This window comes from Variovorax boronicumulans (genome assembly GCF_019352895.1).
Taxonomy (GTDB): Bacteria; Pseudomonadota; Gammaproteobacteria; order Burkholderiales; family Burkholderiaceae_C; genus Variovorax; species Variovorax boronicumulans_A.
The window spans coordinates 109972-129085 of sequence record NZ_JAAAFX010000004.1 but is presented as its reverse complement, the minus strand read 5'-3'; the positions used below and the strand labels follow the sequence as shown (position 1 = coordinate 129085).

General features: G+C 66.3%; 18 protein-coding genes and 1 other RNA gene. 8 read left to right on the top strand and 11 right to left on the bottom strand.

The window, feature by feature from the left end; genetic code table 11:
* Positions 1–19: 19 nt before the first annotated feature.
* From serC to gyrA, 3 genes are read right to left on the bottom strand one after another with little or no spacing between them, the layout of a single operon-like run.
* Positions 20–1087 (bottom strand): 3-phosphoserine/phosphohydroxythreonine transaminase, encoded by a 1068-nt coding sequence (gene serC, locus K0H49_RS02250; protein ID WP_219212965.1) that lies wholly within the window; start codon positions 1085–1087, stop codon positions 20–22.
* Between the two features lie 50 nt (positions 1088–1137).
* Positions 1138–1728: a DUF2059 domain-containing protein gene (locus K0H49_RS02245; protein WP_219209527.1), complete on the bottom strand. Its 591-nt coding sequence runs from the start codon at positions 1726–1728 to the stop codon at positions 1138–1140.
* On the bottom strand, positions 1725–4376 hold the full coding sequence (gyrA, locus tag K0H49_RS02240; RefSeq protein ID WP_219209526.1) for a DNA gyrase subunit A: 2652 nt from the start codon (positions 4374–4376) through the stop codon (positions 1725–1727). The genes K0H49_RS02245 and gyrA overlap by 4 nt, the downstream gene beginning before the upstream one ends.
* A gap of 222 nt (positions 4377–4598) precedes the next feature.
* On the opposite strand from gyrA, the gene ompA reads away from it, so the two are divergent.
* The 4 genes from ompA to ssrA all read left to right on the top strand — a co-directional run bounded on the left by ompA (position 4599) and on the right by ssrA (position 7106).
* On the top strand, positions 4599–5258 hold the full coding sequence (gene ompA, locus K0H49_RS02235) for an outer membrane protein OmpA (RefSeq protein ID WP_219209525.1): 660 nt from the start codon (positions 4599–4601) through the stop codon (positions 5256–5258).
* Positions 5259–5328: 70 nt separating this feature from the next.
* Entirely contained in the window at positions 5329–6039 is a 711-nt protein-coding gene (ubiG, locus tag K0H49_RS02230) for a bifunctional 2-polyprenyl-6-hydroxyphenol methylase/3-demethylubiquinol 3-O-methyltransferase UbiG (protein WP_219209524.1), read from the top strand.
* Positions 6039–6707, top strand: coding sequence for a phosphoglycolate phosphatase (gene gph / locus K0H49_RS02225; RefSeq protein WP_219209523.1), 669 nt, complete (start codon positions 6039–6041; stop codon positions 6705–6707). Before ubiG ends, gph begins: the two co-directional genes overlap by 1 nt.
* 12 nt (positions 6708–6719) lie before the next feature.
* Positions 6720–7106, top strand: a transfer-messenger RNA (tmRNA) gene (ssrA, locus tag K0H49_RS02220).
* Positions 7107–7507: 401 nt separating this feature from the next.
* Here ssrA and K0H49_RS02215 read toward each other — a convergent pair.
* A complete protein-coding gene (locus K0H49_RS02215) occupies positions 7508–7981 on the bottom strand; it encodes a hypothetical protein (protein WP_219209522.1) in 474 nt (157 codons plus the stop codon).
* Between the two features lie 261 nt (positions 7982–8242).
* Between K0H49_RS02215 and K0H49_RS02210 the strand changes: the two genes are divergently transcribed.
* Positions 8243–8710 carry a GAF domain-containing protein gene (locus K0H49_RS02210; RefSeq protein ID WP_219209521.1) on the top strand — a complete coding sequence of 156 codons (468 nt, stop codon included), beginning with the start codon at positions 8243–8245 and terminating at the stop codon, positions 8708–8710.
* 91 nt (positions 8711–8801) lie between these two features.
* Here the strand turns inward: K0H49_RS02210 and K0H49_RS02205 are convergent, their stop codons facing one another.
* The 3 genes from K0H49_RS02205 to K0H49_RS02195 all read right to left on the bottom strand — a co-directional run bounded on the left by K0H49_RS02205 (position 8802) and on the right by K0H49_RS02195 (position 10290).
* Positions 8802–9050 (bottom strand): hypothetical protein, encoded by a 249-nt coding sequence (locus K0H49_RS02205; protein WP_219209520.1) that lies wholly within the window; start codon positions 9048–9050, stop codon positions 8802–8804.
* Between the two features lie 117 nt (positions 9051–9167).
* Positions 9168–9407, bottom strand: a complete 240-nt coding sequence (locus K0H49_RS02200) for a hypothetical protein (protein ID WP_219209519.1) — start codon at positions 9405–9407, stop codon at positions 9168–9170.
* 193 nt (positions 9408–9600) lie between these two features.
* Complete coding sequence (locus K0H49_RS02195) at positions 9601–10290, bottom strand: LexA family protein (RefSeq protein WP_219209518.1); 690 nt, start codon at positions 10288–10290, stop codon at positions 9601–9603.
* Positions 10291–10787: 497 nt separating this feature from the next.
* Here K0H49_RS02195 and K0H49_RS02190 point away from each other — a divergent pair, with 497 nt between their 5' ends.
* On the top strand, positions 10788–11213 hold the full coding sequence (locus K0H49_RS02190; protein ID WP_219209517.1) for an ABC transporter substrate-binding protein: 426 nt from the start codon (positions 10788–10790) through the stop codon (positions 11211–11213).
* Positions 11214–11317: 104 nt separating this feature from the next.
* On the top strand, positions 11318–12880 hold the full coding sequence (gene norR, locus K0H49_RS02185) for a nitric oxide reductase transcriptional regulator NorR (protein WP_219209516.1): 1563 nt from the start codon (positions 11318–11320) through the stop codon (positions 12878–12880).
* Between the two features lie 18 nt (positions 12881–12898).
* Here the strand turns inward: norR and hmpA are convergent, their stop codons facing one another.
* The 4 genes from hmpA to argH form a co-directional block, all read right to left on the bottom strand.
* Positions 12899–14086, bottom strand: coding sequence for an NO-inducible flavohemoprotein (gene hmpA / locus K0H49_RS02180; RefSeq protein ID WP_219209515.1), 1188 nt, complete (start codon positions 14084–14086; stop codon positions 12899–12901).
* A gap of 180 nt (positions 14087–14266) precedes the next feature.
* The gene (locus K0H49_RS02175) at positions 14267–15397 is read right to left on the bottom strand and encodes a porin (RefSeq protein WP_219209514.1); all 1131 of its coding nucleotides are present in this window, start codon (positions 15395–15397) and stop codon (positions 14267–14269) included.
* 134 nt (positions 15398–15531) lie between these two features.
* Positions 15532–16494: a Bug family tripartite tricarboxylate transporter substrate binding protein gene (locus K0H49_RS02170; RefSeq protein ID WP_219209513.1), complete on the bottom strand. Its 963-nt coding sequence runs from the start codon at positions 16492–16494 to the stop codon at positions 15532–15534.
* A gap of 16 nt (positions 16495–16510) precedes the next feature.
* Complete coding sequence (gene argH, locus K0H49_RS02165) at positions 16511–18055, bottom strand: argininosuccinate lyase (RefSeq protein WP_219209512.1); 1545 nt, start codon at positions 18053–18055, stop codon at positions 16511–16513.
* Positions 18056–18213: 158 nt separating this feature from the next.
* On the opposite strand from argH, the gene K0H49_RS02160 reads away from it, so the two are divergent.
* Positions 18214–19107, top strand: a complete 894-nt coding sequence (locus K0H49_RS02160; protein ID WP_219209511.1) for a LysR substrate-binding domain-containing protein — start codon at positions 18214–18216, stop codon at positions 19105–19107.
* Positions 19108–19114: the final 7 nt, after the last annotated feature.

The following is a 19114-nucleotide window of genomic DNA, read 5'->3' as shown; positions in this document are numbered from 1 at the left end:
GGGCGGCCCTGGCACTACGCTAGGCGCGCGATCGCTCGAATTCTCGCATGTAGCCCACCAGCGCCTGCACGCCTTCCAACGGCATGGCGTTGTAGATGCTCGCGCGCATGCCGCCGACCGACTTGTGGCCCTTGAGCTGCAGCAGGCCCGCCTCGCGTGCGCCGGCCAGGAACGCCTCGTTGCGGCCCTCGTCGGCCAGGAAGAAGGGCACGTTCATGCGCGAGCGGCAGTCGGCGCTGATCCGGTTGGCATAGAAGTCGGAGGCGTCGATGAAGTCGTAGAGCAGTTTCGCCTTCGCGATGTTGCGCTGCTCCATCGCCGCCACGCCGGTCAGTTCGCCCTCGGTCTGCTTGCGCAGCCAGTCGAAGGTCAGGCCGGCCATGTAGATGCCCCAGGTCGGCGGGGTGTTGTACATCGACTGGTTGTCGGCCACCGTCTTGTAGTTGAAGGCGCTCGGGCAGATCTCGAGCGCATGGCCCAGCAGATCGTCGCGCACCACCACGATCGTCAGGCCGGCCGGGCCGAGGTTTTTCTGCGCGCCGCCGAAGGCCAGGCCCACGCGCGACCAGTCGACGCTGCGCGACGCCACATGCGACGAGAAATCGATCACCAGCGGCGCGTCCGAACCCAGCGCGGCCAGGTCGGGCAGCGTCTGGAACTCGATGCCGTTGATGGTCTCGTTGGTGCACACGTGCACGTAGGCGGCGCCGGGCGTCAGCTGCCAGCTCGACGGGTCGGGCAGCTGCGTGTGCTGGTCGTCGGCGTTGCTCGCCACGATGCGCGCATCGCAGTAGCGCTTGGCTTCCTTGTGCGACTTGATGCTCCAGCTGCCGGTCACGACGAAGTCGGCCACGCCGCCGCGCGACAGGTTCATCGGCACGATGGCGTTCTCGCCGAGGCCGCCGCCCTGCATGAACAGGATCTGGAAGTTCGACGGGACGGCGAGCAGCGCGCGCAGGTCGGCTTCGGCCTTCGCGTAGATGGCGCCGAATTCCTTGCCGCGGTGGCTCATCTCCATCACGCTCATGCCGCTGCCGTGCCAGTCGAGCATTTCGGCCGCTGCTTCGCGCAGCACCGCCTCCGGCATCGCGGCCGGACCGGCGGAGAAGTTGTAAGGGCGCGCGCCCGCCGGCCGGGTCACTTCTTGGCAGGGGCTTTGGCTGCGGGCTTGGCCGCCGGTTGCGCTGCCGGCGGCTGGCCGTCGGTGGGAGCGCCGAGGGCCTTGGCCACGCTCACGTTGAGCGCCTGCAGCTTCGGATCGATGGTCGGGCGAACGTCGGTCACCAGCTTCTGCGTGAGCGCCGAGCCCAGCTGCGGGTTCAGTTCGGCGAACTTCTTGTTCAGCGGCGAGCTGAGCCAGGTGATGAGCTGGCGCAGTTCGTCTTCATTGAAGTTCTGCTCCAGCAGTGGGCCCACGGTGCTGGGTGCCAGTTGTACGGCCTTGTCGCGCACGATGGGGAAGGCTTCCTGCACGTACTTCTGCACTTCGGCTTCGGCTGCCTTGCCCAGCGCTTCGCGCTTTTCTGGCGGGACCTGCGTCTGCAGGTATTCGCCGCCGGCCTGGAGAATCGGTGCCACGGAGTCGTTGACCAGGATGCGGGCCATGCCGTCGATGGCCGGACGCTGGACTTCGAGCAGTTGCTTGACCAGCGCGGCCTTGTCCTGGGCCATGGCGATCGAACTGGCTGCCAGTGCGACCGTCAGGACCGCAAGCTTGAATTTTTTCACTGAGGATTCTCCGTTGAAGGTGTGGAAGTATCGTCGGCGCCGGACTCCGGCTCGCTCTCGACGATCGCGTCGTTCTCGACAATGCGTTGCAGCCCGCTGAGCTTGGCGCCTTCATCGAGCCCGATGAGCGTGACGCCCTGCGTGGCGCGACCCAGCTCGCGAATTTCGGCGACTCGGGTGCGCACGAGCACGCCCTTGTCGGTGATCAGCATGATCTCGTCATCGGCATGCACCAGCGTCGCCGCGACGACCTTGCCGTTGCGCTCACTCTGTTGAATGGCAATCATGCCTTTGGTTCCCCGGCCATGGCGGGTGTACTCGGTAATGCTGGTGCGTTTTCCGTAACCGTTTTCGGTGGCGGTCAGCACGCTCTGCAGTTCGTCTTCGGCCACCAGCATGGCGATCACGCCCTGGCCGGCCTCGAGCGACATGCCGCGCACGCCGCGCGCATTGCGGCCCAGCGGACGCACGTCTTCCTCGTCGAAGCGCACGGCCTTGCCGCCGTCGCTGAACAGCATCACATCGTGCTTGCCGTCGGTCAGCGCCGCGCCCACCAGGTAGTCGCCGTCGTCCAGGTTGACGGCGATGATGCCGCCCTTGCGCGGGTTGCTGAACTCGTCGAGCGCGGTTTTCTTGACGGTGCCCATCGAGGTCGCCATGAAGATGTACTGGTCGGCCGGGAAGGTGCGCTTCTCGCCGGTCAGCGCCAGCACGACGTTGATCTTCTCGCCTTCCTGCAGCGGGAACATGTTGACGATCGGCCGGCCACGCGAACCACGCGAACCCGCGGGCACTTCCCACACCTTGAGCCAGTAGAGCCGGCCGCGGTTGGAGAAGCACAGGATGTAGTCGTGCGTGTTGGCGATGAAGAGCTGGTCGATCCAGTCGTCGTCCTTGGTGGACGTGGCCTGCTTGCCGCGTCCGCCGCGCTTCTGTGCGCGGTACTCGCCGAGCGGCTGGCTCTTGATGTAGCCGCTGTGCGAGAGCGTGACCACCATGTCGGTGGGCGTGATCAGGTCCTCGGTCGACAGGTCGAAGGCGCTGTGCTCGACCTGGCTGCGACGGGCGCCGAGCTTGGTCTGGCCGAATTCCTGCTTGATGACGCCAAGTTCGTCGCCGATGATCACCGAGACGCGCTCGGGCTTGGCGAGGATGTCGAGCAGGTCGTCGATCTCCGCCATCACTTCCTTGTACTCGGCGACGATCTTGTCCTGCTCCAGGCCGGTCAGGCGCTGCAGGCGCATCTGCAGGATTTCCTGGGCCTGCGTTTCGGACAGGCGATAGAGGCCGTCGGAGCCCATGCCGTACTCGCGCTCGAGCCCGTCGGGACGGTAGTCGTCGGCATTGATCACGCCGCCGTCGGCGCGCGTGCGGGTGAGCATCTCGCGCACCAGCTTGCTGTCCCAGGGGCGGGTCATGAGCTCGGCCTTGGCTACCGGCGGCGTGGGCGATTCACGGATGATCCGGATGAACTCGTCGATGTTCGCCAGCGCGACGGCCAGGCCTTCGAGCACGTGGCCGCGTTCGCGCGCCTTGCGCAGCGTGTAAACGGTGCGGCGCGTCACGACTTCGCGGCGATGCTGCAGGAAGACCTGGATCAGGTCCTTCAGGTTGCACAGCTTCGGCTGGCCGTTGACCAGCGCCACCATGTTGATGCCGAAGGTGTCCTGCAGCTGCGTCTGCTTGTAGAGGTTGTTGAGCACGACCTCGGGCACTTCGCCGCGCTTGAGCTCGATCACCAGGCGCATGCCCGACTTGTCGGACTCGTCCTGGATGTGGCTGATGCCCTCGATCTTCTTCTCGTGCACCAGCTCGGCCATGCGCTCCTGGAGCGTCTTCTTGTTGACCTGGTAGGGCAGCTCGTCGACGATGATCGCCTGGCGCTGGCCGCGGTCGATGTCCTCGAAGTGGCAGCGCGCGCGCATCACGACCTTGCCGCGCCCGGTGCGGTAGCCGTCCTTGATGCCGTTGATGCCGTAGATGATGCCGGCCGTGGGGAAGTCGGGCGCCGGGATGATCTCCATCAGCTCATCGATGCTGGCCTCGGGGTGCCGCAGCAGGTGCAGGCAGGCGTCGACGACTTCGTTCAGGTTGTGCGGCGGGATGTTGGTGGCCATCCCGACGGCAATGCCGCCGGAGCCATTCACCAGCAAATTCGGCAATTTGCTCGGCAGCACGGCGGGCTCTCTTTCCGAGCCGTCGTAATTGTCTTGAAAATCGACTGTTTCCTTGTCGATATCACCAAGCATTTCGTGGGCGATTTTCGACAGTCGAATTTCGGTATACCGCATTGCTGCGGCCATATCGCCGTCGACCGAGCCGAAATTGCCCTGCCCGTCGACGAGCATGTGACGCATCGAGAAGTTCTGCGCCAGCCGCACGATCGTGTCGTAGACCGACTGGTCGCCGTGCGGGTGGTACTTGCCGATCACGTCGCCCACGATACGGGCCGACTTCTTGTACGGCCGGTTCCAGTCGTTGTTCAGTTCGTGCATCGCGAACAGCACGCGGCGATGCACGGGCTTGAGCCCGTCACGCGCGTCCGGCAGCGCGCGGCCCACGATCACGCTCATGGCGTAGTCGAGATAACTGCGACGCATTTCCTCTTCGAGGCTGATGGGGAGTGTTTCTTTGGCGAACGAGGTCATGGGCAGCAGGGAGACGGCAAGGAGCGAATTTTACGCTTCTGGCGGTGTCGTGCCACAGCAACACAAGGCCCGTATTCCGCCGCCGTCCTACGCTTCGTACCCCTCTGGCGGGCTGTTTGCCAAAGACCCTATGGCACAATCGCCTCAACGTTTTGGGTGGTGGTCACTTAAAGCGTCCTTGATTCGCAGCGCGGCTGCGGCTTTTTCCCCAAGAGGAGAACCATGAAGAAACTGAATAAAGTGGCGATGATGTTTGCAGTCGCTGCGCTCGCCACTGCCGCCGGCGCGCAGAACCGTGTCACCGCAGCAAATGGCGGTCCCGTGATCGACAACTGGCAAAACGGTACTGGCGAGCTGGTCTGGAAGAACGGCACCAACGAACTGTGCTGGCGCGATGCCAACTGGACGCCTGCTACCGCTGCTGCGGGTTGCGACGGTGCTCTGGTTCCGGCTGCTGCTCCTGTCGCTCCCGTTGCTACGCCCGCTCCGGTCGTGCCTGTGGCACCCCCGGCACCGCCCGTGGCTTCGAAGGTGACCTTCGCTGCTGACGCTTTCTTCGACTTCGACAAGTCGGTTCTGAAGCCTGAAGGCCGCGCCAAGCTCGACGACCTCGTGTCGAAGATCCGTGACGTGAACCTGGAAGTCATCATCGCCGTGGGTCACACCGACTCGGTCGGCACCGATGCCTACAACCAGCGCCTGTCGGTTCGCCGTGCAGAAGCCGTCAAGGCCTACCTGGTGACCAAGGGTATCGAACGCAATCGCGTCTACACCGAAGGCAAGGGCGAGAAGCAGCCAGTGGCTGACAACCGCACCAAGGAAGGCCGCGCGAAGAACCGTCGCGTGGAAATCGAAGTGGTCGGCACCCGCGCCAACCGTTGATTCGAAAGAATCTTCGAATGAAACCCCGCCTCGGCGGGGTTTTTTTATGGGCTCTTCCATAATGGCTGCCATGACAGATCAAGTGAACGCCGACCCGGCCGAACTCGCCAAATTCTCCGAGCTGGCCCACCGCTGGTGGGACCTGGAAAGCGAGTTCCGCCCCCTGCACGAAATCAACCCGCTGCGCCTCGAGTGGATCGAGGGCCTGGCGCCCATCGCCGGCAAGCGGGTGCTGGATGTGGGCTGCGGCGGCGGCATCCTGGCCGATTCGATGGCGCGCAAGGGCGCCGAGGTTCTGGGGATCGACCTGGCCGACAAGGCGCTCAAGGTCGCGCAATTGCACGCGCTCGAAGCGTCCACCCAAGGGGTGAAGTACCGCGAGGTCAGCGTCGAGACGCTGGCCGCCGAACAGCCGGGCAGTTTCGATGTGGTGACCTGCATGGAGATGCTGGAGCACGTGCCGCAGCCTGCATCGGTGGTCCGCGCCTGCGCGGAGCTGGTCAAGCCGGGGGGCTGGGTGTTCTTTTCCACCATCAACAGGAACGCCAAGGCCTTCCTGCTTGCGATCGTCGGCGCCGAGTACGTGCTGGGCATGCTGCCACGCGGCACCCATGAATACCAGAAGATGATCCGCCCGAGCGAGTTGGCCGCGCATTGCCGCGCGGCGGGCCTGGACCTGCGGCACACGCGGGGGCTCGAACACAATCCGCTGACGCGGCGCTACTGGCTCAGCGCCGACACCAGCGTCAACTACATGTTCGCCACCAGGAAGCCGGGTTGATGGCCGACGACATGCTCCGCGCCGTGCTCTTCGATCTCGACGGCACGCTGGTCGACAGTGCGCCCGAACTGGGCGCCGCGGCCGACAAGATGCGCACCGACCGCGGTCTGCCCTCGCTCCCGCTGGCGCGCTACCGACCGATGGCCGGTGCCGGCGCGCGCGGCATGCTGGGCATCGCGTTCGACATCACGCCGCAATCCCCCGGCTTCGAGGCGTTGCGCGAAGAGTTTTTCGTGAACTACGAAGCCCGGATGCTGCTCAACACCCATGTCTTCGACGGGGTGGCGGAACTGATCGACAGCCTGACCCGGCGCGGGCTGGCCTGGGGCATCGTGACCAACAAGTCGAAACGTTTCACCGATCCCCTGGCCCGTTCGATCCCGGTCTTCGCCAGCGCCGGTGCGGTGGTGAGCGGCGACACCACGCCGCACGCCAAGCCGCATCCCGAACCCTTGTTCGAGGCCGCGCGCCGGCTGGGGCTGGCGCCGGCGCAGTGCATCTACGTGGGCGATGACGAACGCGACATCGTGGCCGGGCGCGCCGCGGGCATGCGGACGGTGGCCGCCACCTACGGCTACATGGGCGCACAGGCCGATGCCGCGCTGTGGCAGGCCGATGGCGCCATCGATTCTCCGATGGCGCTCTTGCAATGGCTGAATAGGGCCTAAAATAGGCCGCTTGGGGCTGCACTGGTTTCGACGTGGGTTCGGAATCGCAGCGGTGCATGTCGAGCTGAATGCGCTCGTAAAACAGATTCAAAAAAACTAACTGCAAACGACGAACGTTTCGCACTCGCTGCTTAATTGCCAGTGAGCCTTGCAACAGTTGGCCGATGGGCTGGGCAAGGGGGTGACAGAGCAATCTGACGCCTCCCGGCTGCAAGGATAATTACATGGGCTGGTCTCGATCCGGGTACCTTGGGTCGAGGCAAGAAAATAGGGTACTGGCGTCCGGTGTAGCGTGCGACTGCGCGACTCCGGAAGCGAGATCTAAATCAGACCGCTAAACATGTAGATCTGTGCGATGAAGGCTTGCGGACGGGGGTTCAAATCCCCCCAGCTCCACCACTCATGACGACGCCTGCCAATGGGAGACCACTGGCAGGCGTTGTGTTTTCCGGGCCCGGAGGGTCACGTTTTGGCAGGCGATTCGCACCGTTTTCGCTCGTGGAACGGGGGAAATTCGCACGCGGCAGAGGCGCCTCACGCCCGGCCCTGAGCAGCCTGTATGCGGCGTCGCGCTTCGATGACAGGGTTCGCCGCCGCGGCATCGGGTCGCGGATGCCGGTCCTGGTGGCCATCTCCTGCTCCTCGATGGCGCGATGCACGCCCTCGGTCTTGCAACTCTTGACCTGTCCACGACCGGGCGGTCAGCGCACCGTTGCGCGAGCCTGCAACCGAATTGCGCGTCCCGGCAACAGGGGGCTGCCATGCCTTCGATCGAAGCATGCTTGGAGTCGAGCCCGCCTTCAGCGTCGCTTGGGTGCCTTGGCTGCAGCCGGTGCTGCCTGCTCTGCGGCAGGTGCGCTGGCATCGTCGCGATAGCGGAGTTGGTCGCCGACTCGGCTCGGATACTTCAGTGCATCCATCGAGCCCGCTCGCCCCGTGAAGGGATGCATCTCGGTGCCGGTGTACGTTTCGCGGCGCAGCGGAGCCCTCGGGCCGATCGTCGGCACGGGCGCGGAAGGGCTCTGCTCCGCCTGCCGCTGCAGCGCCTCGTTCCCCTTGTCGGTGATCGTGTGCAGATGGTTTGGCGTTCCGTCTGTCCGAGGGCTGGAAATCTCCCGGATGTAGCCTTGTGCGCGCAACGCCGCCAGATCGTCCGACACCGGTCTGCCCAGGTTCTGGCCGATGGATGCGCCAAGCGACAGGTCCATGCGTGCAACGGTGCGAAGAACGGCCAGATGGTCTGGGGCAAGGGGAGCAAAGGGTGCGGTGGTCATCTCCCATTCTGCACACGATGTCTCGCAGGCGAGAGCGAAGCGCACGTAACGTCGCAAATGAGCAGGCCCTGGGCCGCTCTCGTCGGCGCGGCCTGGGTCGGGGGAGCCGTTCCTCCTCGCTCTCTATCAGGGGCGTGCTCGGGTGCGCAGGTGTTCGGCGCGGAGGGTTCAAAGTGTGCGATGGCGGGGCCGCCGGATGAAATTCCGCAAATAGATAGTAAATCTATCTTTTTTCTGGAAGAGGGATAGAGTGAGTGCGCCATGCCCACCCGCTCCGCCCGTTTCGACGCGTTCTATGCCGCTCTGGCCGATGAGGGGCTCTCGCAGGCACTTGCAGTGTTGAACCGGAATGTTCCCCATCGGTACACCGCTGTGTACCGGCTCGAAGACGCGATGCTGCACAACCACTCGCTCTTCGACAAGCTCGGAGCCGTGCTGCCGGATGATCTGGCCTCGGTTCCGTTGGGCATCAGCTTCTGCCAATTTGTACTGCGAGACGGGGTGTTCAGCACTTCAGACAGTGGGTCCGACGGTCGACTCGCCGGTCATCCCTACCAGGGCGTGGTGGTGGCATACACGGGTGTGCCGATCACCGAACAATTTGGCGCGGGCGAGGTCATCGGGACCTTGTGCCATTTCGATTCGTGTTCCCAGCGGTTGGAAGCAGCGGAGTTTGAGCTTCTTCAGCAAGCCGCCAAGCTGATTCGCCCCGCCATGATCAGGGGTTGATTCGGCGTGCTCGCCGGGCACTGCGCCAGATCGGAAGCGCTGGGCCGAACGGTGTTGGAGGCGGAGCCTTTGGCCTGGCGACCCGGCGCATCTATCCCAGGTGCTGGTCGTTGGCGCGCCGCCAGAATCGCCACTGCATCGGGCGCCTCTGTCGGCTCTCCAGCGAGCGCATGTCGAGGGTGTCGAATGCCGGGAAGGGCGCTCCGTTGCGCCGCCGCAGCTCGGTCTCCAGTTGGTGCGCGATGCCGCGTGCATTCAGGTCCCCCCGGAGCGCATGGCTGCGCCACAGTGTGGCCAGTTGGCTCAACTCTTCGTCTTGCAGTTGGGTCGGCTCGATCATGCAGAGATTCTGAAGTCCTGCTGACAGGCCGCCGCGCACAGGAGTCGACGTCCTACGATCGAAAGCGTAAAGAAGCCGCGACGGCCCTGATCTCGCGCCGGGTGTGTCCGGCGCCTTCTATTTGGGCAGGGGGCGCGCCAGGCCGATTGGGGTCGGCGCCAGAACCTCTTCCTGGAGTTCGCCGACAAGGTCGAAGATCTGGGCGCGTCCTGCTGCGAGCCGCACCTTCCTGATCTCGGAGATGACCTCTGCCTTGTCGGTGAAGCGCCGCGGGCTCCTCGATACAGGGACGCCGTCGGGCCCTCTGAGTTCCCAGATCCAGCAGCCCTTCAGCTCGGGGATGATGACAAATTTCATGCGCGCCCTCCAGTCCTCTTTCCATGGCATGGGGCAGCCAAAAGGCGTGCACGACGAAAGCGAGGAAGAGGAGAACCAGCCCTCATGGTAGACAGAACATCTGCCCGACGGGAATTTGAGCAGGCACTCTATCCGCTAGATTGACTAGCGCTTCGTGTCGGCCGGAGGCACTCGAGTGGGCGGATGCTGGGTCTCAGCGGAATCGCCGGATCGCCTCGCGTACCACGCCGATGATCTTGGAGGTGCCCAGCGGAACCGGTTTGAAGCGCTTGTTCAGCGGGTGCAAATACAGCACGCCGTCCCGCAGCAGCAGCTGTTTGAAGGTCCCCTGGTCGTTGTGGTTCAGGGCGATGACGTAATCGCCCGGCTCTGCGGTCATCTCAGGCTCCACCACAATCAAGGTTCCCTCGGGAAACGACTCGCCGATAGGGCTGCACATGCTGTTGCCGTGAACCTTGAGCGCGAAGGTGTGGCGCTTGACCTCGACGGTCACGGCCACTGTCTCGAACGGCTTGCCATCCGCGAAGTTGTCGATGTTGGAGAAGCCTCCGGCCTCGACTTCGGAGGTCACCCGGACGCGCTGCCGGCTCGAGATGAGGGGTCGATCCGGCGGCCCTCCGAACTGCAATTCCCCCGCTGAGATGCTCAGCAGCGCCGCGATGCGTGCCATTCGAGAGCGCTTTGGCGCGGTGCCGTCGGGACGCTCCCATTGCTGCACGGCGCCCCGGGTCACGCCCAGGGCCAGCGCAAAAGCCGTGACGGAAAGACCGAGCCGCTTTCGGCCCACGGTGATCAGCGTTCGCATGTCCACCGTGCCCGGCGCACCCCACTCCACGCGCGCAAAGCATGCAGGGCAAATGAAGTCGTCGGCCAGAATATTCATTGGCCATTGTGCGCTTTGCCGCTGCGCCGGGTTTTGCCTTCACTCGCTGCTCACGCCTTTGCCTGGGTGAGCCTTTGAAACCGCATGGACAAAGCCCCTCTTGAGATTCGCGTCGGCGCTTGGAGCTTGGATTTACCGAGCACCACCCCGGATGGCGGCGCCTGCCGTGCGAGACCTTCGGCAAGCCTTTCGTTCTTCGGGCCCGAAGGATCGCGTTGGCGAGGCGATCCGCCACGCGCTTGCTCCTGGCTCGAGGGAATTCGCACGGGGAAGAGGTCGTTCAGTGCCCCGTGTCGAGCCGCTGCGCCGCGGCTTGAACGGCTTTCCGATGGTGGGCCCGACGCCGGTGCGGTCGATGAGAACCCGCGGTGCGCTGTCTCGCTCGCCGCAATCCCGTCCAGAAAGTGCGTATTTCCAGAACCGCGCGGAAGGTGCCGTTCTAGGATCGGTCCAACGTCGCGCGGTGTGCGCGGCGAAAGAATTCCCCAGGACCACCCATGCGCCGTTCCATTTCCCTTCGTTCCACCGCTGCAGCCGTCATCGCCTTGACCTTCGCCTCACTGGCCGTTCCGAACCTGGCGCATGCCAAGCGCATGGGCGGCGGCAAGAGCTTCGGGCGCACCACACCGGCCGCGCCGGCGGCACGACCGGCAACGCCTGCGCCCGCAGCGGCGGCACCCGCGGCGGCGGCACCGGCAGCGGCTGCCGCGCCGGCCGCGCGCGGCCCCGGCCTGATGGGCATCGCTGGCGCGGCGGTGGTCGGCGGCGCGGTGGGCTCCATGGCCGGCAACGCCATGGCGTCGCCGAACAAGGACGCGAAGGAGGCCGAAGCCAAGGCCGCCGAGAAGGAAGCCGCCGACCTGCAGAAGAAGGCCGATGCGGCGAAGGCGAAGGCAGACGCCGCGCGCGCTTCCGCCAGGTAAGGCGCCCGGGGCTGCGGCCACCGCGTGGGCGCGGCGTGCGTGCCGCCCTGGCGAGCACCGTCCCCGTGTGCGGGATTGGGCCTCCGGTCAGAATGACCGACCCCATGAACCCGCCCAGCCTGCTGACCGCTCTGCTCCCCTTGATGGCCGACCTCGCGCAGGATCTGCCCGAGGCCGAGCGCCATCGACGGCTTCTGGAAACGCTGCGCGTTCTGTTGCCCTGCGACGCTGCCGCCATGCTGCGACTCGACGGCGACTGGCTGGTCCCGCTGGCCGTCGACGGGCTGAGCCGCGACACGCTGGGCCGACGCTTTCGCGTGACCGAGCATCCGCGTTTCGTGCAACTGCTCGAGGCGAGCGCACCGGTGCGCTTTGCGGCCGATTGCGGTCTGCCCGATCCCTTCGACGGTCTGGTGGAGGCGGTGCAGGGCCACCTGCCGGTGCACGACTGCATGGGTTGCGCGCTGCGTGTCGATGGCCGGCCCTGGGGCGTGCTCACGCTCGATGCACTCGATGTCGGGCGCTTCTCGCGCGCGGACCTCCAGGTGCTGCAAGCCTTTGCGAGCCTGGCCGCTGCAACGGTTGCGGCGGCCGGGCGCATGCAGGGCCTGGCCGAGCGCGCCGAAGACGAGCGGCTGCGTGCCGACAGCTACGCGCAGTCCCCGGCACACGGGCCGCGCCAGTTGATCGGCCACAGCGCGGCGCACAAACGCTTGATGAAGGACATCGCGCTGGCCGGGCCGACCGAACTCTGTGTGCTGATCCAGGGCGAGACCGGCACCGGCAAGGAACTGGTGGCGCAGGCGCTGCATGCAGCCTCGGCGCGCGCGAAGCGGCCGCTGGTCAGCATCAACTGCGCGGCGCTGCCCGACAGCCTGGTCGAGAGCGAACTGTTCGGCCACGTGCGAGGCGCGTTCACCGGTGCGGTCGGCGACCGGCGCGGCAAGTTCGAACTGGCCGACGGCGGCACGTTGTTCCTCGACGAAGTGGCCGAGCTGCCGCTGCAGGTGCAGGCCAAGCTCTTGCGCGTGCTGCAGGGCGGCCACTTGCAGCGCCTGGGCTCCGATCGCGAGCACCGCGTCGACGTGCGCGTGATCGCGGCGAGCAATCGCGACCTGGCCGAGGAAGTGCGCGCGGGCCGGCTGCGCGCCGACTTCTACCACCGGCTCAGCGTGTACCCGCTGCAGGTGCCGACGCTGCGCGAGCGTGGGCGCGACGTGCTGCCGATCGGCGGCTTCTTTCTGGAGGAGGCACGCTCGCGCATGGGCCTGGGCGCGGTACGGCTCGACGCCGGTGCCCAGGCTGCGTTGCTGGCCTACGACTGGCCCGGCAACGTGCGCGAACTCGAGCACCTGCTGGGCCGCAGCGTGGTCAAGGCCCTCGGGCGGCATGCGCAGCGCCCGCGCATCCTGACGCTGGGTGCCGACGATCTCGGGCTCGGCACCGTGGCCGCTGCACCCGCGCAGGTCTTCGCCCGCGACCTTGCCGCCGACGCGTCGCTTCCAGGCCTTGGCCTGCGCGACGCCGTGGCCGACCTGGAGCGCCGCATGGTGCTGCAGGCGCTGGAGCAGCATGGCCAGCAATGGGCCGCTGCAGCGCGTGCCTTGCGCATCGATCCGGCCAACCTCGCGCGCATGGCGAAGCGGCTGGGCATTGCGCGCGGCTGAAGCCCGCGCTTTCTTTCTTCACTCCAGCGCCGAAGCCGGCCCGAAGAACTCGAAGCGCGACTGCGCATCCGGCACGCCCCAGGCACGCAGCCCGCGTCGCACCAGTTGCATGAAGGGCTTGGGCCCCAGAAAGTAGGCGTCGATGTCGCGCGTGTGCGCGGGCAGCCAGGCGTTCAGGCGTTCGACGTCGAGCCGGCCGGTCGCGTGAGGCGCCGGCGCGGCGCCGATGCTCGGTTCGTCGTAGCAGTAGAAGCGCTGCAGCCGTGGATGCCGCGCAGCGGCCGATTCGACCTGCTCGCGGAAGGCATGCACCTCGGCATGGCGCGCACAGTGGATGAACACCACCTCCCGGCCGCCTGCCAGCGCCTGCTCGAGCATCGCCAGCGTGGGCGTGATGCCGACGCCGCCGCTGATCAGCACCAGCGGACGTTCGCTCTCGGCCAGCACGAATTCGCCCGACGGCGGCAGCAATTGCAGCGTGTCGCTCACCTGCACCTGGTCGTGCAGATGGTTGGACGCCACGCCGCCCGGCTCGCGCTTCACGCTGATGCGGTAGCTCTTGCCGTTGGGCGCAGCCGACAGCGAGTAGTGGCGGCGAAGGCTTTTGCCGCCGACCTCGAGCCGCAGGCCGATGTACTGGCCGGGCGCGAAGTCCATCAGCGCGCCGCCGTCGGTGGGCGCCAGATGGAACGAAGTGATCTCGGCGCTTTCGGGCACCTTGCGCAGCACGGTGAATTCGCGCGTGCCGTGCCAGCCGCCGGGGGCGGCGGCCTGTGCGTCGTACAGCTGCTTCTCGGCGCCGATGAGGATCTCGGCGAGTTGTCCGTAGGCCGCGGCCCAGGCGTCGATCACCTCGTCGGTCGCGAGCTCGGCACCCAGCACCTCGCGGATCGCACGCAGCAGGCAGGCACCGACGATCGGGTAGTGGGCGGGCATCACCTGCAGCGCCACATGCTTGTGGACGATCTGCGTGGCCAGCGCGCCCATGGCTTCCAGGCGGTCGATGTTCTTCGCGTACATCAGCACGCCGTTGGCCAGCGCGCGCGGCTGCTCGCCGCTGGCCTGATGGGCCTCGTTGAAGAAGGGGCGAAGCTCGGGGTGCTCGGCCAGCAGCAGCCGGTAGAAATGCGTGGTCAGCGCCTCGCCGCCCCGTTCGAGAAGGGGCACGGTGGACGAGACGATGGCGCGTTGGGCGGGAGTGATCATGAAAGCTCGATGGGGCGCTGAGGCCGATGGAATGGAGGTCTTGTCCATCGCAATGGCCGTGCCGCGCGGCGAGCTGATTGAAATCAACGACTTGGGGGTGGATCGGGTCGAATCGACATTGCCTGTGTTGTTGTCGATTCGACTTGTGTCGGGTCGAATCGACCTGCGCCTGCGGGGGGCTCAGAAGCTGTGCTTGACGCCGAGCATGTAGCCCGTCGAGCTGCCGCCCGCGGTCGGCACCGGCGCGTTGACCGATGCGCTGAGGTTCGTCAACGCCACGGTGCCTGCGCCCTTGTTGCGCAGCCGGGCCAGGTCGCCGTAGAGCTGGGTCCGTTTCGACAGGTAGTGCACATAGCCCACGCTGTACTTGTCGAAGTCGTTGCGGCTGTTCGACTGGCTGTAGCGCGCCACCTGGGCCCGCCACAGACCGGCGCCCACCGGTGCGGTGGCGCCGAGCGCCACGGTCTGGAAGCCGAAATCCGGAACCGCGTCGCGACCCCCGATCGTCTCGCGCTGGTAGAGGAAGAGCGCCTTGACGAAGCCGGCATCGAAGGACGCACCGAGGTTGGCGATCCGGTAGTCGCCGGCGTAGAAGGCCGCCCCCGCGTTGCGCACCGCGTCCTGGAACACGCCGTACGAGGCCGACACGTCGAAGGGACCGCGGGCATAGCCGATGCGCCCGCCGCGGTAGCTGCCGGTGCGTTCGGTGCTTGCGTTGGCGGCGCTGTTCGAGAGGCCCGCCGCATTGGCGACCGCGGTCTTGTTCGACAGCTGCTCGCCGAAGGCGTATTGCACCGTGCCGTACAGCCCGCCCAGGTCGGCGGGCAGGAAATAGGCGATGCCGTTGGAGCTTCGCGTGTAGCTGCCCACACCGCCGCGTGAGGAACCGGTGGTTTCCACCGTGCCCAGGCCGCGCTGGCCCCAGGCGTCGAACTGGTTCATGTTGAGGTAGGTGGGCGCGTAGTCGCGGCCCAGCCGCAACTCGCCGAAGCTGCCGCCGAGGCTCACCGTGGCGCGGCGCGCGAAGTCGAGCCCCGTGTTCTGCGTGGCACCCGCTCCCACGTCGTTGTTCAGCTGGCCCTCGAGCCAGAAGCCCGCGCTGAAGCCGCCGCCCAGATCCTCGATGCCGCGAAATCCCAGGCGGGAGGTGCCGTTGCCGCCCGATCCCAGGCCGGTGGCATGCGCACCGCCCGAGGCGCTGAATCGGGCGATGCCGGCATCGATCACGCCGAACAGCGTCGCGGAAGAGGATTGGGCGCCTGCCACGCCGCAGGCCAGCAGTGAAACGGCCGAGAGGATCTTGTTTTTCATCGTGTGTCTCCGAGATTCTTGGGGCGCAGGGCGGCGCTTGCGTGGATCGCTCGGCGATCCGCATCCTTTGGCGCGGTGAGGGGAGGGGGTGGGCGCTGCGGTGGCGCCCCGGGGCGCAGGTGTCTCGCCTGCGCTCAGTTCAGCTGGATCCTGGCGTGCTTGATGACATCGGCCCAGCGCCGGGTCTCGTCGTTGGAAAGCTTCGCCATGTCCTCGCTGGTGCCAGGAAAGGGGCGTGCGCCCTGGTCGGCCAGATGCGCAATCATGGGTTTCTCGTTGGCGATCGCGATCACCGTGTCCTGCAGCTTCTTGATGATCTTCGGGTCGGTGCGCGCAGGCGCCATGACCCCGTACCACGACTCGACCGTCGCGTCCTTGATCCCCGCTTCGGCCAGCGTGGGCACGTCCGGTATCGCCGCGTTGCGCTTGTCGCTGGCGATCGCCAGCACCCTGACCCGGCCGGATGCGATGTACGGCAGCACGTTCGGCAGGTTGGCGAACATGACTTGCGCCTGGCCCGCGAGCAGGTCGGCCGTGGCGGGCCCCGCGCCGCGGTAGGGCGTGTGCGTGAAGTTGACGCCGGTGCGCAGCATGAACAGCTCGCCCGTCAGGTGGTTCACCGAGCCGATGCCGGCCGAGGCCATGTTCAGTTCGCCGGGATGGGCCTTGGCGTATTGCAGCAGCTCGGCCACGTTCTTCGCCGGGGTGTCCGGCGACACGGCCAGCACGTTCGGCACCGTCGAGAACAGCGCGATCGGCGCGAAGTCCTTGAGCGCGTCGTAAGGCAGCTTCTTCGACAGCAGGGGCTGGATCGATTGCTGGCCTTGGGTCGCGAAGATCAGCGTGTACCCGTCCGCCGGCGCCTTGGCCACGAACGATGCCCCGATGCTCCCGCCTGCGCCGGCCTTGTTGTCAACGATGACGGTCTGGCCCAGCAGCTCGGACATGCGGGTCGCCAGGATGCGGCCCATCAGGTTGACGGTGCCGCCGGGCGCGAAGGGCACGACCAGCGTGATGGGCCTGGTGGGGTAGGTCTGGGCACTGGCGCCCAGGCAGGATCCGAGGGTGACGGCAAGGGCCGCGACATATTTCAGCATCGCTTTACTCCTGGGTTCAGCCGGCAAGGGCGCCGGCGGTGGGTGTGGCCGATCCGGTGGCGGGCGAGACGAGCGCTTGGATGCGCCGCTGCAGGGCCTGGCGGGCTTCGCTCACGCGCTGCGCGGTGGCATCGAAGCGCCTGGCCTTCTCGGCCAGTGCAAGCCGTTGCGCTTCGACATGCCGCAGCACCTGCTGTGGCGCCGGCCCGCCGTACGACTGGCGCGCGGCGACGTTCGACGCCGGGTCCAGGCATTGGCTCACGTCCGCCTGCTGCAGCCGCACCGGCCGGCCGAGCTGCTCGGAAGCCATCGCGTTGATCGTCTCGGCGCTGATCTCATGCGCAGGGATGCCGAGATCGAGCGCATGGCGCACCACCGCGCCGATCACGTGGTGCGCATCGCGAAACGAGATGTCGCCCTTGCGCACCAGCAGGTCGGCCAGGTCCGTGACGGCCGAGAAGTCCTGCGCGGCGCGCGACAGCATGCGCTGGCGGTCGGGCTCGACCTGTTCCACCAGCAGCCGCATGAGTTCGAGCGCCTTCAACGCTTCCTCGCAGCTTTCCCAGCAGGTCCGGGTGCTTTCGCGGCTGCTGTCGCCCGAGTGGGTGAAATGGGTCGACTTGACGGTCGAGAAGGCGGCCGAGGTCAGGCCGATCAGGTGGCCGGTCTTGCCGCGCAGGTACTCCAGCACGACCGGATTCTTCTTCTGCGGCATGATGCTCGAAGTGCTCGCGACGCTGTCGGGAAAGGACAGGTAGCCGAACTCCGCCGTCGACCAGATGTAGAAGTCCTGCACCATCCGGCTGCAGGTGATCATCATGATCGAGAGCGTGGCGCTCAGCTCCAATGCGAAGTCGCGCGAGGCGACGCCGTCCAGCGCATTGGCCAGCGGCCGCGTGAAACCCAGCCATGCACTGGGGCCGACGCGATCGATGGGAAAGGACGTGCCCGCAAGCGCACAGGCGCCGAGCGGCGAGCCGTCCGTGCTGTCGAGCACATGCAGCAGCCGGTCGACGTCGCGCGTCCAGGCATCGGCCAGCGCCGACAGGTAGTAGCCATAGGTGATGGGCTGCGCGGCCTGCATGTGGGTGTAGCCGGGCATCACGCAGTTCGCGAATTCGCCGGCCCGGGTCAGGGCGGCGTCGGCCAGACCGATCAGGGCCTGGCCGATGCGCGTCGTGAAATCCCGTGCCCGCATGCGGTCGATGGTGGCGCCGATGTCGTTGCGGCTGCGGGCCGTGTGCAGGCGGCCACCGAGGTCCGGACCGACCATCCTGATGAGATGCGCTTCATAGTTGAAGTAGGCCTCTTCGCGCGCGGGGTCGAGTTCCACCGCGTGGGGCCCGTCCGCCTGCATCTGGAGCAGGGCTTCGGCCAGAGGCAGTGAAGCACGCGCATCGAGAATCTCCTGCTCGTGGAGCATGAGCAGGTGCGCCAGGTTGATCTCATTGAGCAGATCGAAGTTGGCGAAGAACTCCCGGTTCAAGCGCGGCAGGAAAATGTGTTGGATGACCTCTTTGGCAAGAGGCTGCTTCAGGCGTCGGCTGATCTTGGATTCCATGGCTATGTCTCGTATAGAAGGCCTCAGTCTCCTGCCGGGCCTGCCATGCGTCAAATCAGCATTTCTCTTTGACGGATGCATTTTTGATATGCTGGTCGGGCATCGAGAAAGCCCATCGGTCGGCGTTCGAGCCAACGCCCCGGCACAGAGAGACAGAGATGAACTTCAAGCAGGTCGAGGCCTTCCGTGCGGTCATGAAGACGCGTTCCATGACCACGGCGGCGGGTCTTCTTCACACCTCGCAGCCCAACGTGAGCCGCTGGATCGCACTGCTGGAGCGCCAGGTGGGCTTCGGGCTGTTCCAGCGCAACGGGACCCGGCTGATCCCGACCCCCGAGGCGGAGGCCTTCTACACAGAGGTGGAGCGCGCCTTCATCGGCCTGGAGTCGCTGGGCAGCAGCGCGGAGTCGATCCTGCAGCGCGGCACGGGGCTGCTGCGGGTGGGGGCCGTGGGGTCGATCACCGAGTTCGTGCTGCCGGAGGCCATCCGGCTGTTCAGGGCCGCGTTCCCGGACGTGCGGATCGTGGTCAAGATGGGCGGCTCCGACGTGGTTGCCAAATGGTCGGCGAGCGGCTTCTGCGACATCGGCTTCTGCTCGATCCCCACCGATCTGCCGGGCCTGCGCTACGAACGCATCCACACCGCGCGCGGCGTGGCGATCGTCGGCAGCGCGCACCGGCTGGCCGCGCGCAAGACGCTCAAGCCCGCCGATTTCGACGGCGAGAACTTCATCTCCCTGCCCTCGGGCAGCTTCAACCGGGCCACGATCGATCGCCATTTCGTCAACGACACGCGGGTTCTTTCCATCGAGACGCCCTACGCCGCGACCATCTGCGCCATGGTGGGGAAGGGGCTTGGCGTCTCGATCGTGAACCCGCTGGTGTCACGCTCGCTTCGCATGCCGGGCGTGCGTGAGATCGCGTTCTCCGCGAAGACGGAGTTCCACAGCTACTGCGTGAAGTCCGACCATTTTCCGGCCGGCTTCCTTGCGAACCGGATGGCGGACTGCGTGCGGGACGCCTTCAAAACACTCGGTGCATTGCGACGCTGAAGATGCA